Annotated in this window: 23 protein-coding genes, 1 pseudogene and 1 riboswitch; of the genes and pseudogenes, 18 read left to right on the top strand and 6 right to left on the bottom strand. The window is 71.0% G+C overall.

All coding sequences use genetic code 11. The annotated features are described in order from the left end of the window. Window positions 1–139 precede the first annotated feature (139 nt). On the top strand, window positions 140–322 hold the full coding sequence (locus VK923_01565; GenBank protein ID HSJ43352.1) for a hypothetical protein: 183 nt from the start codon (window positions 140–142) through the stop codon (window positions 320–322). Further along, window positions 319–666, top strand: a complete 348-nt coding sequence (locus VK923_01560) for a hypothetical protein (protein ID HSJ43351.1) — start codon at window positions 319–321, stop codon at window positions 664–666. Before VK923_01565 ends, VK923_01560 begins: the two co-directional genes overlap by 4 nt. 132 nt (window positions 667–798) lie before the next feature. Here the strand turns inward: VK923_01560 and VK923_01555 are convergent, their stop codons facing one another. Further along, window positions 799–1,302, bottom strand: a complete 504-nt coding sequence (locus tag VK923_01555; protein HSJ43350.1) for a hypothetical protein — start codon at window positions 1,300–1,302, stop codon at window positions 799–801. Window positions 1,303–1,400: 98 nt separating this feature from the next. On the opposite strand from VK923_01555, the gene ilvD reads away from it, so the two are divergent. Then, window positions 1,401–3,080: a dihydroxy-acid dehydratase gene (gene ilvD / locus VK923_01550; GenBank protein HSJ43349.1), complete on the top strand. Its 1,680-nt coding sequence runs from the start codon at window positions 1,401–1,403 to the stop codon at window positions 3,078–3,080. A 319-nt stretch (window positions 3,081–3,399) separates the two neighbouring features. Continuing rightward, a complete protein-coding gene (locus tag VK923_01545; protein ID HSJ43348.1) occupies window positions 3,400–3,900 on the top strand; it encodes a hypothetical protein in 501 nt (166 codons plus the stop codon). On the opposite strand, the gene VK923_01540 is transcribed toward VK923_01545, so the two are convergent. After that, window positions 3,901–5,439, bottom strand: coding sequence for a cell wall-binding repeat-containing protein (locus VK923_01540; protein ID HSJ43347.1), 1,539 nt, complete (start codon window positions 5,437–5,439; stop codon window positions 3,901–3,903). It abuts the gene before it with no gap. 86 nt (window positions 5,440–5,525) lie between these two features. Then, window positions 5,526–6,548 carry an alpha-hydroxy acid oxidase gene (locus tag VK923_01535; protein HSJ43346.1) on the bottom strand — a complete coding sequence of 341 codons (1,023 nt, stop codon included), beginning with the start codon at window positions 6,546–6,548 and terminating at the stop codon, window positions 5,526–5,528. A 16-nt stretch (window positions 6,549–6,564) separates the two neighbouring features. Between VK923_01535 and VK923_01530 the strand changes: the two genes are divergently transcribed. The 3 genes from VK923_01530 to VK923_01520 all read left to right on the top strand — a co-directional run bounded on the left by VK923_01530 (window position 6,565) and on the right by VK923_01520 (window position 9,537). Continuing rightward, window positions 6,565–6,828 (top strand): hypothetical protein, encoded by a 264-nt coding sequence (locus tag VK923_01530; protein HSJ43345.1) that lies wholly within the window; start codon window positions 6,565–6,567, stop codon window positions 6,826–6,828. Window positions 6,829–7,518: 690 nt separating this feature from the next. Next, window positions 7,519–8,283, top strand: coding sequence for an aldolase/citrate lyase family protein (locus VK923_01525; GenBank protein ID HSJ43344.1), 765 nt, complete (start codon window positions 7,519–7,521; stop codon window positions 8,281–8,283). Between the two features lie 222 nt (window positions 8,284–8,505). Further along, entirely contained in the window at window positions 8,506–9,537 is a 1,032-nt protein-coding gene (locus VK923_01520; GenBank protein HSJ43343.1) for a PP2C family protein-serine/threonine phosphatase, read from the top strand. 113 nt (window positions 9,538–9,650) lie between these two features. Here VK923_01520 and thrC read toward each other — a convergent pair whose 3' ends face one another. Together thrC and VK923_01510 are read right to left on the bottom strand one after the other, a co-directional pair. Beyond that, window positions 9,651–10,886: a threonine synthase gene (thrC, locus tag VK923_01515; protein HSJ43342.1), complete on the bottom strand. Its 1,236-nt coding sequence runs from the start codon at window positions 10,884–10,886 to the stop codon at window positions 9,651–9,653. Between the two features lie 44 nt (window positions 10,887–10,930). Then, a riboswitch (SAM riboswitch) is annotated at window positions 10,931–11,038 on the bottom strand. An 86-nt stretch (window positions 11,039–11,124) separates the two neighbouring features. Next, window positions 11,125–12,294: an AI-2E family transporter gene (locus tag VK923_01510; GenBank protein ID HSJ43341.1), complete on the bottom strand. Its 1,170-nt coding sequence runs from the start codon at window positions 12,292–12,294 to the stop codon at window positions 11,125–11,127. 187 nt (window positions 12,295–12,481) lie between these two features. Here VK923_01510 and VK923_01505 point away from each other — a divergent pair. From VK923_01505 to VK923_01495, 3 genes and pseudogenes are all read left to right on the top strand, one after another. Further along, window positions 12,482–13,033 (top strand): annotated as a pseudogene (locus tag VK923_01505) (redoxin domain-containing protein). 210 nt (window positions 13,034–13,243) lie between these two features. Beyond that, entirely contained in the window at window positions 13,244–15,262 is a 2,019-nt protein-coding gene (locus VK923_01500) for a protein kinase (protein HSJ43340.1), read from the top strand. Window positions 15,263–15,277: 15 nt separating this feature from the next. Continuing rightward, complete coding sequence (locus VK923_01495; GenBank protein ID HSJ43339.1) at window positions 15,278–16,051, top strand: SDR family oxidoreductase; 774 nt, start codon at window positions 15,278–15,280, stop codon at window positions 16,049–16,051. Window positions 16,052–16,298: 247 nt separating this feature from the next. Here the strand turns inward: VK923_01495 and VK923_01490 are convergent, their stop codons facing one another. Continuing rightward, entirely contained in the window at window positions 16,299–17,066 is a 768-nt protein-coding gene (locus VK923_01490) for a GAF and ANTAR domain-containing protein (protein ID HSJ43338.1), read from the bottom strand. Between the two features lie 227 nt (window positions 17,067–17,293). Here VK923_01490 and VK923_01485 point away from each other — a divergent pair, with 227 nt between their 5' ends. The 8 genes from VK923_01485 to VK923_01450 form a co-directional block, all read left to right on the top strand. Further along, window positions 17,294–18,265, top strand: a complete 972-nt coding sequence (locus VK923_01485; GenBank protein HSJ43337.1) for a YihY/virulence factor BrkB family protein — start codon at window positions 17,294–17,296, stop codon at window positions 18,263–18,265. 335 nt (window positions 18,266–18,600) lie between these two features. Further along, a complete protein-coding gene (locus tag VK923_01480) occupies window positions 18,601–18,954 on the top strand; it encodes a hypothetical protein (GenBank protein ID HSJ43336.1) in 354 nt (117 codons plus the stop codon). Further along, complete coding sequence (locus VK923_01475; GenBank protein ID HSJ43335.1) at window positions 18,944–19,414, top strand: hypothetical protein; 471 nt, start codon at window positions 18,944–18,946, stop codon at window positions 19,412–19,414. The genes VK923_01480 and VK923_01475 overlap by 11 nt, the downstream gene beginning before the upstream one ends. Continuing rightward, a complete protein-coding gene (locus VK923_01470) occupies window positions 19,411–19,692 on the top strand; it encodes a phage holin family protein (protein HSJ43334.1) in 282 nt (93 codons plus the stop codon). Before VK923_01475 ends, VK923_01470 begins: the two co-directional genes overlap by 4 nt. 138 nt (window positions 19,693–19,830) lie before the next feature. After that, entirely contained in the window at window positions 19,831–20,055 is a 225-nt protein-coding gene (locus VK923_01465) for a DUF3618 domain-containing protein (GenBank protein HSJ43333.1), read from the top strand. Then, a complete protein-coding gene (locus VK923_01460) occupies window positions 20,052–20,525 on the top strand; it encodes a hypothetical protein (protein HSJ43332.1) in 474 nt (157 codons plus the stop codon). The genes VK923_01465 and VK923_01460 overlap by 4 nt, the downstream gene beginning before the upstream one ends. 53 nt (window positions 20,526–20,578) lie before the next feature. Next, window positions 20,579–20,782: a hypothetical protein gene (locus VK923_01455; protein HSJ43331.1), complete on the top strand. Its 204-nt coding sequence runs from the start codon at window positions 20,579–20,581 to the stop codon at window positions 20,780–20,782. Between the two features lie 108 nt (window positions 20,783–20,890). Next, window positions 20,891–21,136 (top strand): hypothetical protein (locus tag VK923_01450; protein HSJ43330.1); only part of this gene is annotated, 246 nt, incomplete at its 3' end.

The raw sequence follows: 21,136 nt of genomic DNA, 5'->3' as shown, positions 1-21,136 counted from the left end.
ATGAAGCGGACGACGATCGTGCGGCCGGACGAGGCTGATGCACAGCTGCGGTACGAGGCGCGTCGTCGGGGGCATGTCGATGATCGAGTACGCGCGGGAGGCATCGCCGCGTACCTCGCCGAGCTTGCGGGCGAAGGTCGTGACCTGTCGAATCTTCGACCTGGGCGACGGCTGCCCCGGCAGCGGGACGAACCTGGGCGAGGTCTGCCCCGGCAGCGGGACGAACCTGGGCGACGGCTGCCCCGGCAGCGGGACGAACCTGGGCGAGGGCGACCCCGACAGCGGCACGAACCTGGACCACTACGTCGCCCGACGCGATTGACGACCACCGCAGTCGGTGATGACGCGCTGCTCACCGATGCAGGGCCGCTGGTCGCCGCCGCCACGCGAGAAGCCAACCATGCGTCATCCCGCGGACTGTTCCGCGACGCGGTGCGACGGTCGTCATGCCGCGGACGGGGACGGTGGAGGTCGCCTAACCTCCTCGGCAGCCGCTTCGGCGCACACGCGGAGCTCACGCTCGTCGGGAGCCTCCGCGACGGCGAGCTGATGGTCGAGCCGGTGCACGAGCGCGACTGGCAACGGATCGCGGAGCTGGTGGAGGCCGACGTCGACGTTCCGCCGGGGGTCGACGCCTCGGTGGTGGCGGTCGCCGAGCGGCTCTGACAGCAGCGCATCGCCAGCCTCGATCATGGCCCCTGGGCGTGGTGCCCCGCCACTGCGATCGGCTCGAACTGGTCCCATGAGCCGACGCCGCCCGGCCCGGCGCCGCCTGGCGCGCGCCGCGTGCGGGCCGGGTCAGGTGACCCGGTTGCCCTCGGCGTTGATCAGGACGACCTCGGCGGAGGTGTCCGCGAGCAGGTCGGCGACGGTGTCGTGGGTGACCTTGTCGAGGAACGATGCGTCCTCGGTCGCCGCCTGCGGGAACACGACGGTCGTCGGGCGGTAGCGCCTGACCGCGTCGGCCAGCGCCTCGGCACCCGTGTTGACCGCCAGGTGGGCGCGCGTGGGGATCCCACGGTCCCGCGCCTCGATGACCTGCTCGGCCAGGTAGGCGCGGCCCATGTCGCGCAGCGTCTCGGGCTCCAGCTCGGAGTCGGGGCTGACCGCGTCGCCCTCGTCGGACCAGGGGCCCGACGGGTAGGGGTTGGTCAGCTTGCTCTCACTCGTGCGGTCATACAGGATGACCCCGGCGTCGGACTTCGCAGCGAGATCGAAACCCACCTCACGCGTGACCGTATAGGCTGAGTCGCTGCCGTCGTCGGTCGCCACGAGGTACCACGTGGTGGGGTTGTCAGCCATCGCGCACCCTCGCTCAGACGGGTCGTGGTTCGTCACTGTGGGATGATGACGTGCGGATGGAAAGCCTAGCGCCCACACCTTCAGTTCGAGGAGCAGCCATGGACCCCACAGGCACGCGCCGGTCGGCGGACGTCAGCGAGGGGCCACGACGGGCTCCGGCACGGGCCATGCTGCGGGCCGTCGGCATGACCGAGGACGATTTCGGCAAGTTCCAGGTGGGCATCGCAACGTCGTGGAACGAGGTCACGCCCTGCAACCTGCCGCTGCGGCGCCTCGCCGAGCACGCCAAGCTGGGGGTGCGTGAGGCCGGTGGGTTCCCGCTGGAGTTCAACACGATCGCGGTGTCCGACGGCATCGCGATGGGCCACGAGGGCATGCGCGCGTCGCTGGTGTCGCGTGAGGTCATCGCAGACTCGGTCGAGACGGTCATGCACGCCGAGCGCTTCGACGGCATGGTCACCTTCGCGGGCTGCGACAAGTCCCTGCCGGGCATGGTCATGGCCGCCGCGCGCCTCGACGTGCCGTCTGTGTTCCTGTATGGAGGCACGATCCTGCTGGGCAGCTACAAGGGACGCAACATCGACATCAAGGACGTCTTCGAGGCGGTGGGCGCACACGCGGCCGGCACGATCGACGACGAGGAGCTGCTCGGCATCGAGTCCAACGCGTGCCCGACCGAGGGCTCGTGCGCCGGCATGTACACGGCCAACACGATGTCCGCCGCCGTCGAGGCGCTCGGCATGTGCCTGCCGGCGTCGGCGTCGCCACCCGCGGTCGACGCCCGCCGCGAGCACCTCGCGGTGCGCTCGGGCCAGGCCGTGATGTCGCTGCTCGAGGCGGGCATCCGCCCACGCCAGATCATCACGCGCGAGTCGCTGGTGAATGCCATCGCCGTGGTCATGGCCGTGGGCGGCTCGACCAACGCCGTGCTGCACCTGCTGGCGATCGCGCACGAGGCCCGGGTCGAGCTGACGCTCGACGACTTCGACCGCGTCGGCCGGCGGGTGCCCCACATCGTCGACTCGCGCCCGCACGGGCGGTTCGCGATGAGCGAGATCGACCGCGCCGGCGGCGTGCCCGCGGTGCTGAAGGTGCTGCTCGACGCGGACCTGCTGCACGGCGACTGCTTGACGGTCACGGGACGCACGCTCGCCGAGAACCTCGACGCGCTGCACGACATCCCAGGACCCGACGGCAACGTGATCCGCGACCTGGACGACCCCATCCACGCCGACGGTGGCCTGGCCGTGCTGCGCGGCTCGCTGGCGCCCGACGGCGCGATCGTCAAGATCGCCGGGCTCGACGACGAGACGTTCACCGGCACAGCGCGGGTGTTCGACGGCGAGCAGGACGCGATGGACTACGTGCTCGACGGCAGGCTCGCGGGCGGTGACGTGCTCGTCATCCGCTACGAGGGTCCCAAGGGCGGGCCGGGGATGCGCGAGATGTTGGCGGTCACCGCGGCGGTCAAGGGCGCGGGCCACGGCAGCGACGTCGCACTGATCACCGACGGGCGGTTCTCCGGGGCGACCCACGGGCTGTGCGTCGGACACGTGGCGCCCGAGGCGGTCGATGGCGGGCCGATCGCGCTGATCGAGGACAGCGACCGCATCGTGCTCGACGTACCCAACCGCCGCCTGGACCTCGACGTCGCCGATGACGAGCTCGAGCGTCGCCGGGCGACCCTCAAGCACCCAGAGCCCCGCTACACCACCGGCGTGCTCGCCAAGTACGCCACGACCGTAGCGGGAGCCGAGGTGGGCGCCGTCACCGGCTGACGATCTGCAGCACAGCCGTTGCGTCGCGGACGCGTGAGGTCGATGTGCGTGTCGTAGGACCGCTCACTTTCGCTCGATCAGCTCACGCAGGAGCGACTCGATCGTGTGCATGCCAAGCGTCAACTGGCCGAGCTTGCCGTCGATCGCGTCGAGGCGGAGAACTGACGCGTTGGGGAGCGCCAGACCAAGCCAAACGGCGCGGCACGCTGCCGACGCTGCTGTTCTGCGACACCGGCTACCAGGAGGTCCCGCTCTACTGGCAGGTCGCCGCCGACCGCTACGGCCACGCCGACCGATCATCTGCGCGTTCGACCACCCAGTGCGCGACAGCCTGGACGTCTCGGGTTTCACGTCCGCCCCGATGCCGTGGGACGGCATGCTCGCCGCGCCGTGGCTCCTGCGGATGAAGGCCGTGCGGGTGCTGCTCGATCACGGCTACCACGTGCTGCACACCGACGCGGACGCGGTCGGGATCGGCGGCCGGATGCCCGAGATCGAGGCGCTGGACGACTGCGACCTCGTCGCGATACAGGACGCGGTGGGGCCACCAGACGCGCTGGCCACGATGGGCGTCGTGGTGTCCGCCGGGTGTCCGCCGGGTTCTTCGTGGTGCCGGCGCCGCGACTGCGGGCTCACCGGTGACACCCCCTGGCGCAGCTGCGCGAGGGCGCACCCGACGACCGGACGGCGTTCAACCGCGCCCTGGTCGTGCAGGGCATCTCTGGGATCTGTCGGACCCTCGGGTGCACCCGACGTCCCCATCTCGGGTGGCGGCCTGCGCTTGGTCACCGCGTCGGACTTTGCGATCGCCGTCGAGTGACTACTGCAGCGTGCGGAGAAGCTCGCGTTCGATGCGGCGGCGCAGGGTGGAACGGTCACCGACGAGGATGCCGGACGCGCCCGGTGACGCGGTCTGGATGATGTAGTCCGACACGGCCGCGCCCAGTCGGCGGCCGTTGGTCACGAGCAGCGGTGCGTGGCGTCGCTCACCCGCGTAGGCGGCTGCGACGGCGCCGGTCACCAGGTCGTCGTGGTTGACCAGCGCGTAGGCCGACGGGATCGCGAAGAAGTCCCGCGCGACGGTCACCGACGTCCTGTGGACGTTGTCGCCGCCATGACGCTGCACCTTGACCCCGCCGAGGTCGGCGATCGCCCGACGGACGTCGGTGGACACCGCGTCGGTCGAGCCGGCGATGTGGACCGTGGCGATGTCGGCCTCGACCAGGAAGCCGCGCGCGTCGTCGTTCAGCTCGTTGGTTTTGGTGAACACGATTGGCCAGTCGTTGGCGGCCGCCACGGCCACCATCGGCAGCGCCTGGTCGAGGGCGTCGACCCCGGCGACGACCGCGGTGCGCGACTGCCCGGCGCGCTCCATGTCGAGTGCGGCGGCCCGCGCGGTGCCGTAGACGTCCGCGCCGGCGACCCGGCGGATCTGGTACCGGTCGGCGTGGTCGCTCACCACTGCGCCAGGCAGCCCGTCGGCGTCACCGACCAGCGTGACGGTGCCCGAGCCGCCGAGCAGTCGACGCAGCTCCTTGTTGACCTTGGGCTCCAGCGCGTCGGTCCCGCGGGTCAACAGCACGGCGCCGTGCGCGGCACCGGCCATGACGGAGGCAACCATCGCGTCGTACGGGTCACCGGCGTCGGCGAGGAACACGTACTCTGCTGCGCCCTTACCGGGGAAGGCGCTGGAGCTGATCTCGACCGCGGTCGCGGTACGCGTCCGCGACTTGACGCGCTCGATGGAGACCTTCGAGTCCGTGGGCTTCATCTTCCACCACGACGAGTGCATCATCGCGCCGGCCGTCGAGAACGAGAAGTGGACGTGGCCGACGTGGCAGTCGTCGTAGGACGCGGCGGAGTTGCACGCGTACGGCCGCCATCCGGCGTCGGCCTGCGTGGAGCTGAAGATCTGGCGGTTCCAGATGATGTACATGAGGCCGAAGCGGCGGAACAGCGCATGGCGGTTGCCGTCCCCGTCGGTGGCGAGCAGCTTGGCCAGCGCGTCCTCGGCGACCGCCCGCTGCTGTGGGTTGGCGACGCTGACGGCCCAGTCGAACGCGCGGCCCTCCTTGTGCTCGCTGGTGCCCCGCACGCCGCAGTCACGGCTGATGCCCGACCACCCGCTGACGGGATAGGCCTCGAGCAGCAGCTTGGCGAACGCCACGACCCCCGGCTTCGGTGTGGGGTCGCACACGCCCTGTGGCTCGTAGGGCGCGTAGGGGTCGATGGGCGGCGCCTTCTTGGCCTGCGCGGCCTGCGCTGGCAGACCGCTGACGATCAGCAGGAGCGCGACGACAACGGCGACGAGCGCCGAGCCTCCGCCAGCTGAAGTCCGCTCCCGCACACCAACTCCCATGCGACGTCCCACCGTAGGCTAAATGCACGAGACCGGTAGTCAAGACCCAGAAACAGATGCACAACAGTGAGCACCGCAGCTCCGGCTCAGGGTCCTACGACGAGGTCGGGCGTGATGTCGGCCACGGTCGGCGTCCCGCACAGCTTCATCGCCCGGACCAGCTCCATCCGCAGGTCGTCGAGGACCGCCCGGACGCCGTCCGCACCGTCGGCGGCCAGACCCCAGACCACGGGCCGTCCGACGAACACGCCATCCGCCCCCACCGCGAGCGCCTTGACGACGTCGGTGCCCCGGCGGATCCCGCCGTCGACATAGACCTCGGTGGCGTCGCCGACCGCGGCGGCGACCTCCGCCAGCGCCGTCGGCGGGTCGACGGTCGTGTCGAGCTGGCGTCCGCCGTGGTTGGACACGATGATCCCGGCGACGCCGGTGCGTACGCAGGCCGTCGCGTCGTCGGCACGCAGCACGCCCTTGACCAGCACCGGCAGCGCGGTCCACGAGATGATCGCACGCAGGTCGTCGAAGGTCAGAGCGACGTGGCGGGCGTACGCCCCGCCGTCCGGCTGGTCGGACCGCGGCATGTGCGGCAAGTCGATGCGGCTGTCCAGCGTCAGACCCTCGTGCCGCCGCAGCCCGAGGACCGGCACGTCGACAGTGACCACGATCGCCGCGTAGCCGCTCGCCTCGGCGCGCCTGACCAGGTCGCGCGCGGTCGTCAGCTCACCCCGTACGTACAGCTGGAACCACCGCACGGCCTCGGGGGCGGTCGCGGCGATCTCCTCCAGCGAGCGCGTCGACAACGTCGAGGCGATGTAGACGGCGCCGGCCGCCGCGGCGCCGGCCGCGGTGGCGCACTCCCCTTCCGGGTGTGCGAGCTCGTGCGCCGCCGTGGGCGCGATGCCGATCGGCGCGACGGCGGTCGTCCCGAGCATCGTGGCCGTCGTGTCGACGATGGACACGTCGCGCAGCACCCGCGGCCGCAGCCGCAGTCGCGCCCAGGCTCGGTCGTTGTCGTCGCGCGTCAACTGCTCATCGGCGCCGCCGGCGAAGTAGTCGTAGACGTCTGGCTCGAGCACGGCCCGCGCGCGCTGGTGGTGGTCAGTCGCCATCACCTGACGCTAACGCATGTGCACCCCGCTGGTCGGGTACGCCGACGACGAGGCCACAAGAAGGAGAAGGGTGATGGGCATGAGCGAGAACATCGAAGAAGGCGCCGGTCGCATGAAGGAGGCTGCCGGCTCGCTGCTCGGCGACGAGGACATGAAGGAGGAGGGCCAGGCCCAGCAGGACAAGGCCCAGGCCGAGCAGAAGGCCGAGGCCGCCGAGCGCGAAGCCGTCGAGGCCCGCAAGGAGGCCGCCGCCCACGAGACGCGCGAGGAACGGGCCTAGCCCAGGACATCCACGGCGTCCCGTGTGGCGCGGGACGCTGCGCTGAGAATACGGCAGCTCCGTTGGAATGCCGGGCTGTCACGGGCCGGCCTCGGCCTGCGCGTCGGCCATACATGTTAGGCGCCTGACGAGCGGACGTCGACAGAATCACCTGTCGGCGTCCAGCCACACGGTCCTGCGGCGAAGCAAGCTGCCGCGGGCCGTTCGCTGCGCTGACGCGACCATCCTGGCCAATGGCTCGTCGGCGGTCGTTCCGCGTGAGCAGGCACGGGTGGCAGGACCCGGTGCGTTGGTCCGCTGGTGTGACGGGAGCGGCACCGGTGCGGCCGTCGAACGTCGCCGCGAGCTGCGCCGAGGAGCCATCAGCGTGATACCGACAATGTGGACGCGAGCATCGACGACCTACTGATCCATCGCGCGAACCAACTCGGGTCATCTCCCCCGGCCATGACCCGAGTCGACGCCGCGGCCGCCACCCGCGCACGTTGGTCGTAACCATGCCAGAGCAGATCCCGCGTCGGCGGGCACCGTGGAGTGAATCTCGGGCTCGGATCTGGAGCTCGGCTGGCACCGGACCGTCGAATCGATCAGGTGCGCGCGATCCTGGTCAGCGGCGACGTCTGGCCCAGGTGGATATCCAAGGTCGGTACAGTCACAGCGCGGTCATGTGGCAAGCTGGCCCGCCACGACGTGACCGGCGAGGTGAGGGTCATTGTGGTCATGACGTCCGACGTGCCGCAGCACCGGTCATCGTTGCACGTGCCTTCCGACGTCGTTCAGCAGGTGCGCGGCGCGAGACGGTTCGGCGCCGACCAGGTGGTGCTCGACCTCGCCGACCTGGATCCGTCGCACAAGGACGTCGCGCGGGCCGGGATCGCCGAGGCGCTGGAGTCCAACGACTACGGCGAGGCGCTCCTCGCGGTCCGGGTCAACCCGATCGACTCGAAGTGGGCCTACCGCGACGTCGTCGACATCGTCGAGCGGGCCGGGGACTTCATCGACGGCATCGTTGTGCCGCAGGTCACCTCACCGAGCGACATCGAGTTCGTCGACACCCTGGTCGGCATGATCGAGCAACGCATCGACCTGGGTCACCGCATCGTCATCGAGGCCGAGATCGCCACGGCGCAGGCGCTGGCGCTGCTCGACGAGATCGCGCTGGTGTCCGACCGGCTGGACGCCCTCGTGCTCGACGAGGCGGGCCTTCTGGCCGCGCTCGGCGCGGACGGCGATCCGACGACGAACGACGACGTGCTGACGTCGCTCCGGCTGCAGGTGCTCGTCGCCGCACGGGCTGTCGGCCTACACGCCGTCGTCGCGCCGGCGGTCGCCGGCGACGACAGGTCCGCCTACCGCGCGACCGTCGAGCGGGCCGGCGCAGTCGGGTATGACGGCGCGCGCTGCACCCATCCGGCGCAGGTCACGCTCGCCAACGAGGTGTTCGCCCCGGCGTGACAAGATTTCCCATGTTCCTGCCGCATCGGGCTGTCGGCAGGGCATTGGACACGGCTAGGATCAGGCGCGTCGTCCAACGAACCAGGGCATCCAGTGCGGCGGAGGCGCGCTTCTCACTCACTGGGTTCTGTGCTGCGCTCGTCCCCCATAGTCCGTTTCCAGGATTGGCGGGACGCGAACTTCGCGGGACGCCCCTGGCGCACGGCCGGGATCATCAGCGGGGTGATCGCGCTGACCGCGCTGATGTTCGCTCTGGTCGACAACACGGTGGTCATCCTGCCGGGGGCCTGGCTGCTTATCCTCGTCGGCGTGGGCGCGTTGCTCGGAGGCTGGCGGATCGGGCTGGTCACCGCAACCGTCGGCGCGATCGCGCTGTGGGGCGTCGTGATGGAGCGCGACAGCGCTGCGGGGATGCCATTCGCCCGCAGCGTGTGGGCGATCCTGCAGTTCGTGCTGGCCGGTGCCAGCGTGTCGATCGCGATCGGGGCGATGGACCGGTCGATCCGCGAGATGCGCAAGACGGCCCGCGCCCTGGAACTGAGCGAGCAGCGGTCCGCCCAGGTGACCCAGAAGCTGCAGGCCGCGATCATCCCCGAGGACCCTCCGAAGATCCCCGAGCTCGACGTCGCCGCGCGCTACCTGCCGGCCGACATCTCCGAGGTGGGTGGGGACTTCTACGACTGGTACCAGAACTCCGACGCCTGCTGGTACCTGGAGATCGGCGACGTGTGCGGCAAAGGACCGTCGGCGGCGTCGCGCGCACTGCTGGCCCGCTACACGCTGCGCGCCGCGGCCATGCTCGACGGCGACCCGATCCGCATGCTGTACGCGTTGAACTGGGCGATCCTGGCGGAGGGTGACGACCGCTACTGCACGGCGGCGGTGCTGCGGCTCGGCCTGAACAACACCGTCCAGGCCGACCTCGCGCTCGGGGGACACCCGCTCGCCCTGATTCTGCGCGGTACCGACGTGATGCCGTTCGGCCGTGAGGGCTCGCTGGTCGGGCTGTTCACCAACATCGAGCTGCACTGCGACCGGACCGACCTGCTGCCCGGCGACCGTGTGTTCCTCTACACCGACGGCATCACGGACCGCCCTGCGGCCCCGATCGAGGACGAGGAGCTGCACCGCATGCTCGCCGGCCTCAACCACCTGCCGGTCGACAAGTTCGCCAGCGAGCTCGAACGACGCTTCCTCGAGGCACCCGACGGCCGCGACGACATCGCTTTCGTGCTGATCGGCGTGCCGATATAGGCGAGTCGCGCACGATCCTGCGGGGACGGACGTGCTCACGAGCCGCCGGAGCGGCCGGTTTCGGCCTGCAGCTCGTCGATGCGCTTCGACCGACTCCGGGGACGCGTCCCGGCTCAGACGTCGAGCAGGCCCGCGGCCTCCTCGAAGTCGTCCAGCGACGGTGGGACCGTGAACGTCGGCGTCGCCGGCACGGCGTCGACGGTCTTGAGCCCGTTGCCGCTGATGACCGCCACGGTCCGCGCGGCGCGGTCCAACGCACCGGCGTCGACCAGCTTGCGCAGCACGGCCACCGTGACGCCGCCGGCGGTCTCGGCGAAGACCCCTTCGGTGCGGGCCAGCAGGCGCATCGCCTCGGCGATCTCGTCGTCGGTCGCGACGTCCATGCCGCCCCCGGTTCGGCGCGCTACACCGATCGCCGGCCCGCCGTCGGCGGGGTTGCCGATCGCCAGCGACTTCGCGATCGTGTCCGGCTTGACCGGGGTGGGATCGTCCTCACCGGAAGCGAACGCGGCGGCGATCGGTGAGCATCCCAGCGCCTGCGCGCCGAACATCGCCCACGGCATCTCGTCGACCAGCCCGACGCGGGTCAGCTCGCGGAACGCCTTGTCGATCTTGACCATCATCGAACCCGACGCCATCGGCGCCACGACCTGGTCGGGCAGCGTCCAGCCGAGCTGCTCGGCGATCTCGAACCCGATCGTCTTGGAGCCCTCGGCGTAGAACGGGCGCATGTTGACGTTGACGAACGCCCACCCGTACTCGTCGGCAACCTCGCTGCACAGCCGGTTGACGTCGTCGTAGGTGCCCTTGACCGCGACGAGGTTCGGTCCGTAGACCGCGCTGGCCAGCACCTTGGTCTGTTCGAGGTCGTGTGGGATGAACACGTACGCGTCGAGGTCGGCGGCGGCCGCGTGCGCGGCGACCGAGTTGGCCAGGTTGCCCGTCGACGCACACGCGACCGTCGTGAAGCCGAACGCGCGCGCGGCGGTCAGCGCCACGGTCACCACCCGGTCCTTGAACGACCACGTGGGGTTGACCGTGTCGTTCTTCAGCCACAGGTCGTCCAGGCCGAGCGCGGCACCCAGCCGCGGCGCCCGCACGAGCGGCGTCAGACCGCCACCGAGCCACACCGGGTCGACCGGCTCATCGGTCGGCAGCGGGAGCAGGTCCCGGTACCGCCAGAGGCTGTCGGCGCCCGCCTCGATCGACGCGCGGCTGATCCCGGCCGCCATCGCGTCGTAGTCGTATGTCGCCTCGTACGGGCCGAAGCACCGGTCACAGACATGGGCGGGCGTGATCGCCGTCTCGCTGCCGCAGCCACGACAGCGCAGGGCGCGAAGGTAGGTCACCGCGTCGTCCTTCCACTCGGTCGCGCGGAGGGAGGACGAGCGTTGCGCCATCTTCCCCCCGAGGGGGCCGGAGTTCGCACCTGGACCGCGACGTGCGTGGTCTGGTTGCGGCGGCGTCGACGGGCCGGTCCCTCAGCCGCTCTGGATGGCTATCCAATGGTCCGCCACCGACCCAGGGTCCGTGGCGACCGCACCACTGTACTGCGCCGCAGCGCACGCGCGCCTGGGCGCGGCCGCGCTACTTGCCGCGTGGCCGCACCGGCACGCGGGCAGTCCACGACGCCGGCGGATCGCCGGAGGCGGTGAGGTCGGCCGTGGAGGTGTCGGCCCATGGCACCCGCGTCTCCCAGAAGTGGCGCACCAGCACGCTGCCCGCCGCCACCGACGGGACCGCCATCAGCAGACCGATCACGCCGTAGACGGTCCCGGCGATCACCAGCGACAGCAGCACCGCCAAGGGGTGCACGTGGACGTTGCGGCCCATGACCAGTGGCGAGATCAGCTGGTTGTCGAGCTGCTGGACGACCAACAGGACCGCCAGCACGAGCGCGGCCAGGCCCATCCCCTCGCTGACCATCGCGATCGACACGCCGAGCACGCCGGCGACGAACGGGCCGAGCAGCGGGATGACGTTGGTCACGCCGGCGGTGACCCCGACCAGCAGCCAGAACGGCAGACCGACGATGGCCAGACCCGCCGACGCCGCCAGCCCGACGAACAGCGCGACCAGCAGCTGCCCGCGGATGAACCCGCCGACGACGAAGTGCAGCTTGGCCGCGACCTCGCTGGCCTCCGCACGGTGCCGCGGTGGGATGAGCGCCCGGCTCCAGCGGCGCAGGCGCGGCAGGTCAACGAGCACGTAGAAGCCGACGACCGGGCCCAGGGTGAACACCAGGACGACCTGCAGCAGGCCCAGGGCCAGGCCCGACAGCCCACCGAGTACGCCGCCCAGGGCGGGGAGGGCGCCACCCTGCAGCGCCTGCTCGATGTTGCTCTGCATCGCCGCGGCGTCGATCGAGTCGCCGATCGGCACGTCGATCCCCATCGGTGCCAACCGGCGGTCGAGGTCCTCACCGAGGGCGGTGAGCAGCGACGGCAGCCGGTCGGCGAACGCCTGCAGTTGCTCGGTCAGCAGCGGCACCAGCACCGCGCCGATCACGGTCAGTGTCAGCAGGGCCATCAGGTACGCAAGCAGCGTCCCGGCCCACCGCGGCAGGCTACGGCGCTCGAAGCCGGCGACGATCGGTGCCAGCAGGTACACGATCACCGTGGACAGCAGCAGCGGCGGCACGATGACTGCGACCGGACGTGCCAGCACCCGCCAGGCCACCCAGATCAGGGCGAAGACGCCGACCGCCAGCCACACACGGTAGGCCGCGCGTTGCACCGGGCCCAGGGGCGCGCTCATCCTCCCTGCATGGTAGCCCGGGGGCGCCGGGTACACCTCCGAACGTCCCCAGAGACAGGAGTCCGCCATGACGGTGCCCGACTTCACGCTGCGCGATCAGAACGACCGCGACTGGACGCTCACCGACCACCTCAACGCCGGGATCGTGCTGGTCACCCTGCGCGGCGACTGGTGACCGTACTGCAACTGCCAGCTGGTCAGCTTGGCGAACCGGTATCACGAGTTCCTGCAGGCGGGCACGCACATCGTCGGCGTCAGCGTCGATTCACCGGCACGCAACGCCGCGATGATCGAAAAGCTCCACCTGCCGTTCGAGATGCTGTCTGACCCCGATGGCGAGGGCCTGCTCAAGGCGCTCGACGTGTGGCACCCCGACACCGCCCGCGGCGACATCGCGCGGCCGGCTGTCGTCGTCATCCACCCCGACGGCGGCGAGCACTTCCGCCAGGTCTCGCGGGACTTCGCCGACCGCATCACCGAGGACGAACTGCTCGCGCACGTCACCTCGCTGGAGCTGTCCCCGATCGAGCAGGCACAGGCCGACCACGTCGACCCCGTGCCGGGCGACGAGGCCATGCCGCTGCCGGCCCTGCTCCCCTACTGCCGCGGCGCCAAGTTCGCCGCCAAGGCGATGGGCATGCGCCACCCCGAGGCCAAGGACGACGCGGCCCGCTACATGGAGCAGATGGACCGCTACATGCAGGCCGTCCGCACGCTGCGCGCCCGCATCGACGCCTGAGCGCCATCCCCGTTGCGCCGTGGCTCGGCCGCGTTGCACACGGTCCATCCGATCGTGCGAGAATGTGCGCCGAGCCAGGTCCACGACGCACGCACACGAGAGGCTGCGACGGACCGGCGCAACGGCGGCGCCGGGTCCCGTGAGGCGAAGTGACCGACGGCTCCATGCGCCGGGAGCGCCAGGCTCCGGCGAAGGCGGGGCAGGACGACGATGGGGAGATCCGCCACCACAGTGTCTGGGCTGCCACAACCGGGCGACACCTGGAACGGCCGGTATGAGATCACCGCTGAGCTCGGTCGCGGTGGGTTCGGCCGCGTCTACCGGGCCTGGGACCCGCTGCTCGAACGCGACGTGGCGATCAAGATGCTGCGTCCGTCGGACGACTTCACGCCCACGGACCACCAGCGGTTCCGGCGCGAGACGAACATCGCCGCCAGCCTCGAGCACCGCAACATCGTCACCGTCTACGACGGCGGCGAGCGCAACGGTCTGCTGTACCTGGTCATGCGCTTCGTCGCCGGCAGGGACCTGCGCTATGAGCTGGCCCACGGTCCGCTGGACGAGCACCGCGCCGTTTCGGTCGTGCGTCAGGTCGGGGCGGCGCTCGACTACGCGCACGCCAAGGGCCTGGTCCACCGCGACGTCAAGCCGGGCAACATCCTATGCCTCGACGACAGCGATGCGGTGTACCTGGCCGACTTCGGGATCAGCCGGCGCGTCGACCAGACGACCGACAACCCGGTCACCCAGGGCCTGGCCCCGGCCACGCTGGCCTACGCCGCGCCGGAGCAGATGCGGACCTCGGCGCGGGTCGACGGACGCACCGACGTGTACGCGCTGGGGTGCGTGCTGTTCGAGTGCCTGACCGGCCGCAAGCCGTTCGAGGGCGAGATCGCCGAGATGATCACCGCGCATCTCCACGAGGCGCCCCCACGGGCGTCGGCGGTCCGCCCCGGGCTCTCCCGCACGTGGGACCGAGTGATCGCCACGGCCATGGCCAAGGACCCGTCGGACCGGTTCCGGCGGTGCGCGACGCTCGCTGCTGCCGCGGAGCTCGTGCTGCCGCCGCCCGAGCCACCGTCGGAGCCGATGACGGCGACAATGCAGATGCGCGCCGGGGTCGCCGCGGCGCGCGACGAGCCCGGCACGCGCTCCGGCCCTGGCGACACGCGCAGGCTCGACCGCGGCACCACCGCGACCGAGCGCGCCCTGCGCTCGGCGGTCGACGCTGCACGACGGGCCGTCGGGGACGTCAACGGCACCGCAGCCCGGACCGGTGGCGCCGCATCGCCTCCGACCGGCGCGCCTGCGACTGGTCGGCCTGCCTCGCCTGGGACCGGCTCGGGTGGGACCGATCGGCCCGCCGAGCCTGCGACCGATCGGCCCGCCGAGCCTGCGACCGAATGGCCCGCGAGGTCGACGACCGATCGGGCCGCTCCGCCTGCGACGGGCTCGCGTGCGGCCGATCAGGTGGCCACGGCAGCGGCCGAGCACGCCAGCGCGCCTGCCGCCGACCGCGCCGCCCCGCCCCGGCGGATCACGGCAACCACGGCGCCGGTCGACGCACCGACCGCCACCGGGCCCGGCGGCGGCGACACTGCGGCGGAACCAGCGGGCGCAGCGTCGCCACCCGCCGCACCGCGCCGGCGATCGCTGCCACGACCGGCGATCCTGGCCGTCGTCGGCCTGCCGGTGGCCGTTCTGATGATCTCGCTGGCGTGGCCGCTGGTCGGCTCGGGTCAGGACCCTGGCGACCCCGGTCCCGAGATCGCGGGCTACGCCGATCCCGATGCCGCCCCCGCGCTCGACGACGCGCAGCTCGACCTGCTGAACGCCGCTGGGGTGTTCGAGAAGGCCGACTGCCGACCTCCGAACCGCGATCCACTCGCCGGCGAGCAGGTCGCGATCGCCTGCACCGGCGCCGACGAGGCGCCGACCCGCGTGGTCTTCCGCCAGTTCGCATCGGTCGACGAGCGCGACGCCGCGTTCGCGTCGTTGGCGAGCGCGACCTCGGACGGTGAGTGCCGCGACGACCGCCGAGCCACGCACGGCTACGAGGGCGCGCGGGGCCCGGGGCAGGTCGTGTGCGCGGTCGACAGCAGCAAGGCGGGGCTGTCGTGGACGGTGCCCGGCGCTCCGATCATGGGCAGCGCGCGGCTCGACGAGCCTGCGGCCGCCGGCGAGCTGTACGACTGGTGGGCCGACCACGTGGAGCGCACCGACGGCTGACGACGACCCGGGGGCATGACGATGGACGCGGACACGACGGTGGCGGGGGTCGCAGTCGTCACGGGTGGCGGCAGCGGGATCGGCGCCGCGTCGGCGCTGGCGCTCGCCGCCGATGGGTGGACCGTGGTGCTGGCCGGGCGGCGCCCTGAGACGCTCGACGACACGGTCGCCCGCGGCGCGGACCTTCCGGGCACGCTTGACGCCGTCCCCACCGACGTCACGGACCCCGACGCCGTCGAGGCGCTCTTCGCGCACACCGTGAACCGGCACGGCCAGCTCGACCTGCTGTTCAACAACGCCGGGTCCTTCGGCGAGCCAGCGCGCGTGGACGACCTGTCCGTCGCGGAGTGGAACGCCATCGTCGCCATAAACCTGACCGGCGCGTTCCTGTGCACCCGGGCGGCGTTCCGCATCATGCGCGAGCAGACGCCGCGCGGTGGGCGGATCATCAACAACGGCTCGATTTCCGCGCACGTGCCCAGACCGAACTCCGTCGCCTATACCGCGACCAAGCACGCCGTGACAGGTCTCACCCGGTCGACCGCGCTCGACGGGCGCGCCCACGACATCGCGTGCGGCCAGATCGACATCGGCAACGCGGCGACCGACATGACCGCTGCGATGGCCGACGGCATGCCGCAGGCTGACGGCAGCACCGCCCCCGAGCCGCGTATGGACGTCGAGGACGCCGCCCGCGCCGTGCGCTACATGGCCAGCCTGCCGCTCGACGCCAACGTGCTGACGATGACGGTCATGGCCACCGGCATGCCGTACGTCGGCCGCGGCTGAGCGTTGTCCGCACGCGCCAAACACGCACAGTCACACACCCGCCAGGTGGCAACCAGTACGCACCAACGCCCCCGCACAGCCACGCACCCGCCAGCGTCTCAACCAGCCACGCACATCCGATGGCCACCCGCCACACACGGCGGCGCCACCCGTCACCGTGGTCGCCAGCAACCCACATCCGATAGCCACCCCGCACACACGGGCGGTCGCGTCGCCCGCCGCGGTCGACCACGGACCCGCCGTGGGCTCAGCGGAGGTCGTCTGCCACCAGATCGCCGTGCAGCACAGCGCGGGCCACGACCCGCACGCGCACCTGGTGCCGACGCGCGTAGCCGCGGATCAGCTCGAACGCCTCGGCCGGTTCGATGCCGGCGAGCGCGGCCACGTAGCCCTTCGCCTGCTCGATCAGCACCCGGCTGTCCAGCGCGTGCTGGAGCTGCTTGGTCAGCAGATCGCGCTGGGCGATGTCACGGGCATTGAGCAGGTACATCGTGCCGACGTCTGCGAACACCCCTCCGACCTCGATCTGGTCGGGGGAGAACGCGCGCGCGGTCTCGGCGTACAGGTTCAGCGCGCCGATCACCTGCTGGTCGAGCCGCATCGGGAAGCTGTAGACCGCAGCCATGCCAACCTCGACCGCCCGCGGCCCGAAGCTGGGGAACCTGGGGTCGTCCCGCAGGTCCCCGGCCAGCACGATCTCGCCGCTGCGGTAGGCCAGCAGGCACGGGCCCTCGTCGAGGTCGATCTGCAGCTTCTCGAGCTTGCGCAGCACCTCGTTGTTGGTGGAGCAGAACCGCAGGCTGCCCGACTCATCGGCCAGCATGACACCGGCGCCGGCGACATCGAGCACCTCGGCGATGTCGACGCCGAGCTGCTCGAGGACGTCATCGAGGTCGTAGCGGTCGACGAGGGTGCCGGCGAACCGCTCGAGCACACGCCAGAACCCGCGGTGATCGACCCCTCTCGGTTCACCCGTGCCCGGCGCGGCGTCATCGGATCCAACCACATGTGTCATGGCCGCCGCACGTCCTCTCGCACGATCGTGTGCTCCGTACTGTACCGACCACACGAAGGCGGGCATTCCCAGGTGGTGACGCCCCGAGACGCACACCGAACGCGCACCGCCGCCGGCATCGAACGATCGGTGACGAACGACTCAGCTCAGACATGTGCGTGGACGGAATGGGCATACAGCCTGCCCGCCGGGCAGGCCACCAACGATCGGCGGAGGCATGGGAGGACATGAGCGACACGACTCGACAGCACCACGACGACCGCGGACGCGAGGCCGACCGCCCCGGTGAGATCCCGTCACGCGGCTTCCTCGACGTAGGCAAGCGCGTGCTCGCCGAGATCAAGGAGGACAACATTCCGGTGGTCGCCGCCGGCTGCGCCTTCTATGCCTGGGTCGCCCTGATCCCCGCGCTGATCGCCCTGATCATGATCTACGGGCTGGTCGCCAGCGAGGCGACGGTCCAACAGCAGATCACCCGGGCGACGCAATCGATGTCACAGGACGTCGCGCGGGTGATCTCCGACCCGATCATGTCGGCGACAGGCATGAATCGACTTGGCCTCGGCGCACTCATTGCCCTGGCCGGCGTGCTGTGGAGCGCATCGGGCGGCGTCGACGGCCTGATCAAGGGCATCAACATCGCCTACGACGAGGAGCCGCGGTCATTCCCGAGACGTCGGGGGCTGGCGATCCTGCTGACGTTCGGGGCGATCGTCTTCCTCATCGTCGCGATCGGACTGATCGGCGTCGTCCCTGTCCTGCTCGAGCAGATCGCACCCGGCCCGATCGCACGCATTGGTGGGCAGGTCGCGAGCTTCGTGCTGTTGGCGGCGCTGATGATGGTCGCCCTCGGCGTCCTGTACAAGATCGCGCCACACCGCGACGACCCGAAGATCCGGTGGGTCAGTTGGGGCGCGGTGATCGCGACCGTTCTGTGGGTCATCGGATCGGTCGGGTTCTTCTTCTTCGTCAACAACTTCGGGTCCTACAACGAGACCTACGGCGCGCTCGCGGGAGTGATCGTCCTGAACCTCTGGCTGCTGCTGACCATGTTCGTGATCCTGCTCGGCGCAGAGATCAACTCCGAGCTGGAGCACCAGACGCGCCGGGACACCACGACGGGCAATCCCCGCCCCATGGGCCAGCGGGACGCGAAGAAGGCGGACCACGTGGGGGAGGCGGCGACTGGCAAGGAGTGAGCGCCGGTCACGCAGCGTGTGACGACTGCCACCGGCGAACGATCGACCGCTCCCCTGCCCCCGGAGCACTCACCGCGACGGCGGTGAGCCCGTCATCCGGAGCGCGACCAGCGCCCTCCCCACACGCGGCGCCCGGCACGGCCGCGGTCCGCGTCCGACTGTCCGTGCATGTGTTGTGTGAGGAGCATCGATGAGTGACTACGAATCAGGGCCATCGGGTAGCCCCGACACCGCCGACGTCGCCAGGCACGCAGGCCAGCAGGTCAAGCGCAGGGCGAAGGAAGCCGCGTCCAGCGTGAGCGACAGTGCCGGGGCCCGCGGTGGGCAGATCAAGGTTGGAGGCGAAGCAGCACGCGCGCTCCATCGCACGCGACGCGCGACGACAGCTGCGCGGCCACGCGCAGGCGGAGACCCAGCGGGCAGGCGCAGCGCTGTCCACCGCCGGCGACCAGCTGCGTGCGCTGGCCGACGGTCGCGTCGACGAGGCCGGCGTGCTCGGCGACTACATCGAGGCGGTCGCCCATGGGCTGAACCACTGGGCCGGGACCATCCAGGACCGCGGGCTCGACGACCTGCGTTCGTTCGGTCGCCGTCGTCCCGGGCTGTTCCTGGCCGGCGCGCTGGCCGCAGGCGTCGTCGCGGGCCGTTTCGGCCGCAACGCGGCGCAGGAGCTCCGTGATGACGGGTGACGAGCGACCGGTCCGGTCGTCGGCCCCATTCCCGACGGGGTCGTCGACAGGCGCGACCGGTCACGACGTCACCGCGTGGCGGACGACCGACGGGCTCGTCGACGTCGGCAGCTCCGACGAACCGGTCAGCGGCGGCCGCGGCGGCAGCTCCGACGAACCGGTCAGCGGCGGCGTCGGCAGCTTCGACGAACCGGTCAGCGGCGGCGTCGGCAGCTCCGACGAACCGGTCAGCGGCGGCGGCGAGACGCAGCGCTCCAGCACCGGGCCAGGCGATCAGACGGGTGACCGGTCCGGCGATCACGACGTGATCGTCGGCTACGCCAGCGACGACAGTGCAGTCGTGGTCAGTCCCGGCGGGACGACCGCCGACGAGACCGCGGCCGATCGACCGATCGCCCCACCCCACGCCGAAGACGTGGAGCGCCGGCCGCTCGACATCGACCAGGAGCGCACAAGGTGAGTGCGACGACACCACGTGACCCGTACGAACCGCCGGAGCCCGACGCGACCCTGCCGGAGCTGGTCTCCCGCCTGACCGACCAGTCGTCGACGCTGTTTCGTCAGGAGATCGAGCTCGCCAAGAACGAGCTGAAGGCTGAGATCCACACGGCCGGCAGGGCCGGAGGGCTCTTCGGCGGCGCCGCGCTCGTCGGCTTCCTGGCCGCGGTGCTGCTGTCGTTCGCCGCGGCCTGGGCGCTCGGCGACCTCTCGTTCCTCACCCGGCGTTGGGGTTTCTGATCGTCGGTGCGATGTACGCCGTGATCGCCGGAGTGCTCGCGATGCAGGGCCGCGCCACCGCACAGCAGGTCGACACATCGCTGCCCGAGACCACCCAGTCACTCAAGGAGGACGCCCGATGGCCAGGAACCAACCTCGATGACCACGACCCCCGCCGCCGACGCCGACATGCAGGCACGTCGGGCGGCCGCACAGCGCGAGGCCGCCGCACTCCACAGCGACGACCCGCTGGAGATCCGGCGTGACATCGCGGAGGCCCGTGCCGAGATGGAGGGCACGCTCGAAGCGATCAATGACCGCCTCAACCCTCGCCGGGTGGACGAGCGCCGCAGGACCGAGTACGTCAGCGGTGGAACTCGTTGAAGCGGTCGGTCATGGGCTCCGACGACAGCCGCGCGGGCACATCGCGGGCGCTGTCGGAACGCACAACCGACGTCGACGTGTCAGGGAGCGCCCGCCAGGCGCGGCAGGCCGTCAGCGACGCGTCGGGTGCGGCGAAGCGCAGGACGCGGGGCAACCCGCTGGCCGCCGGGATCATCGCGTTCGGCATCGGCGCCCTGATCGCCGGCGCGCTGCCGGAGACCGAAGCGGAGCGCCGGGCCGTCGACGAAGCCGACCGCCACCTCGACCTGCATGGCTCGAAGCAGCGCCTGACCGAGCGCGCCCAGCAGGTCGGCGACGACATCAGGACGTCGGCGCAGGACGCCGTACAGGACCTCAAGGGGACAGCGCAGCGGGCCGCCCAGGACGTCAAGAGCCATGCGCAAGGGGAGGGGGGACGGGTCACCTGGGACGCGAGAGCGGCGAAGGACCGCACGAAATGGGAAGTGTAGGCCAACGTGCGCGACCATCGACACCCACCGATCCGACGAACGAGGAGCGCGACATGCAGTTCGACAAGCAGCAAGTCCTGGATTTGATGCAGTCCCAGCGCGAGCCCGGCGACCCCGGCCAGGCGGACCAGGTGCGCGACGAACTGCCGCAGGAGGTGGACACCGACCACCCCGAGCACCAGAGCCTGCTCGAGCAGCTCGGCATCGAGCCGCAGGACCTGATCGGCAAGCTCGGCGGCGGTAGCTTCGGGCTCTAGACCATGGGCACCGGCCGGTGGTGGATCGCCGCCGGCCGCTGCGCGTCACGACCCGACCATATCGCGACCCGCGGCCGCCGCGCCCGCCTCACCGATCGGAGCGTCAGGATGGCATTGCCCGAGATGGACGCGCACGGCAACCTGCCGCCGGGGTGCCACGAGGCGTCGGTCGACGAGGTCCGCGCCACGCTCGTCGACCCGTTCGTCGGCTCGCACACTCGCCGTGCGATCTTCGACTGGTGGACCGAGCTCCGCGACGCGCTGTGCGAGCTCGGCGCCTTCGAGGCCCACTGGCTGGCGGGCAGCTTCGTATCCGACAAGGAGCAGCCGAACGACCTCGACCTTGTCACGGTG

The sequence above is a fragment of the Euzebyales bacterium genome (assembly GCA_035461305.1).
Classification (GTDB): Bacteria; Actinomycetota; Nitriliruptoria; order Euzebyales; family JAHELV01; genus JAHELV01.
The sequence above is the reverse complement of the archived record's forward strand: the minus strand, read 5'-3'. Positions and strand labels throughout refer to the sequence as shown.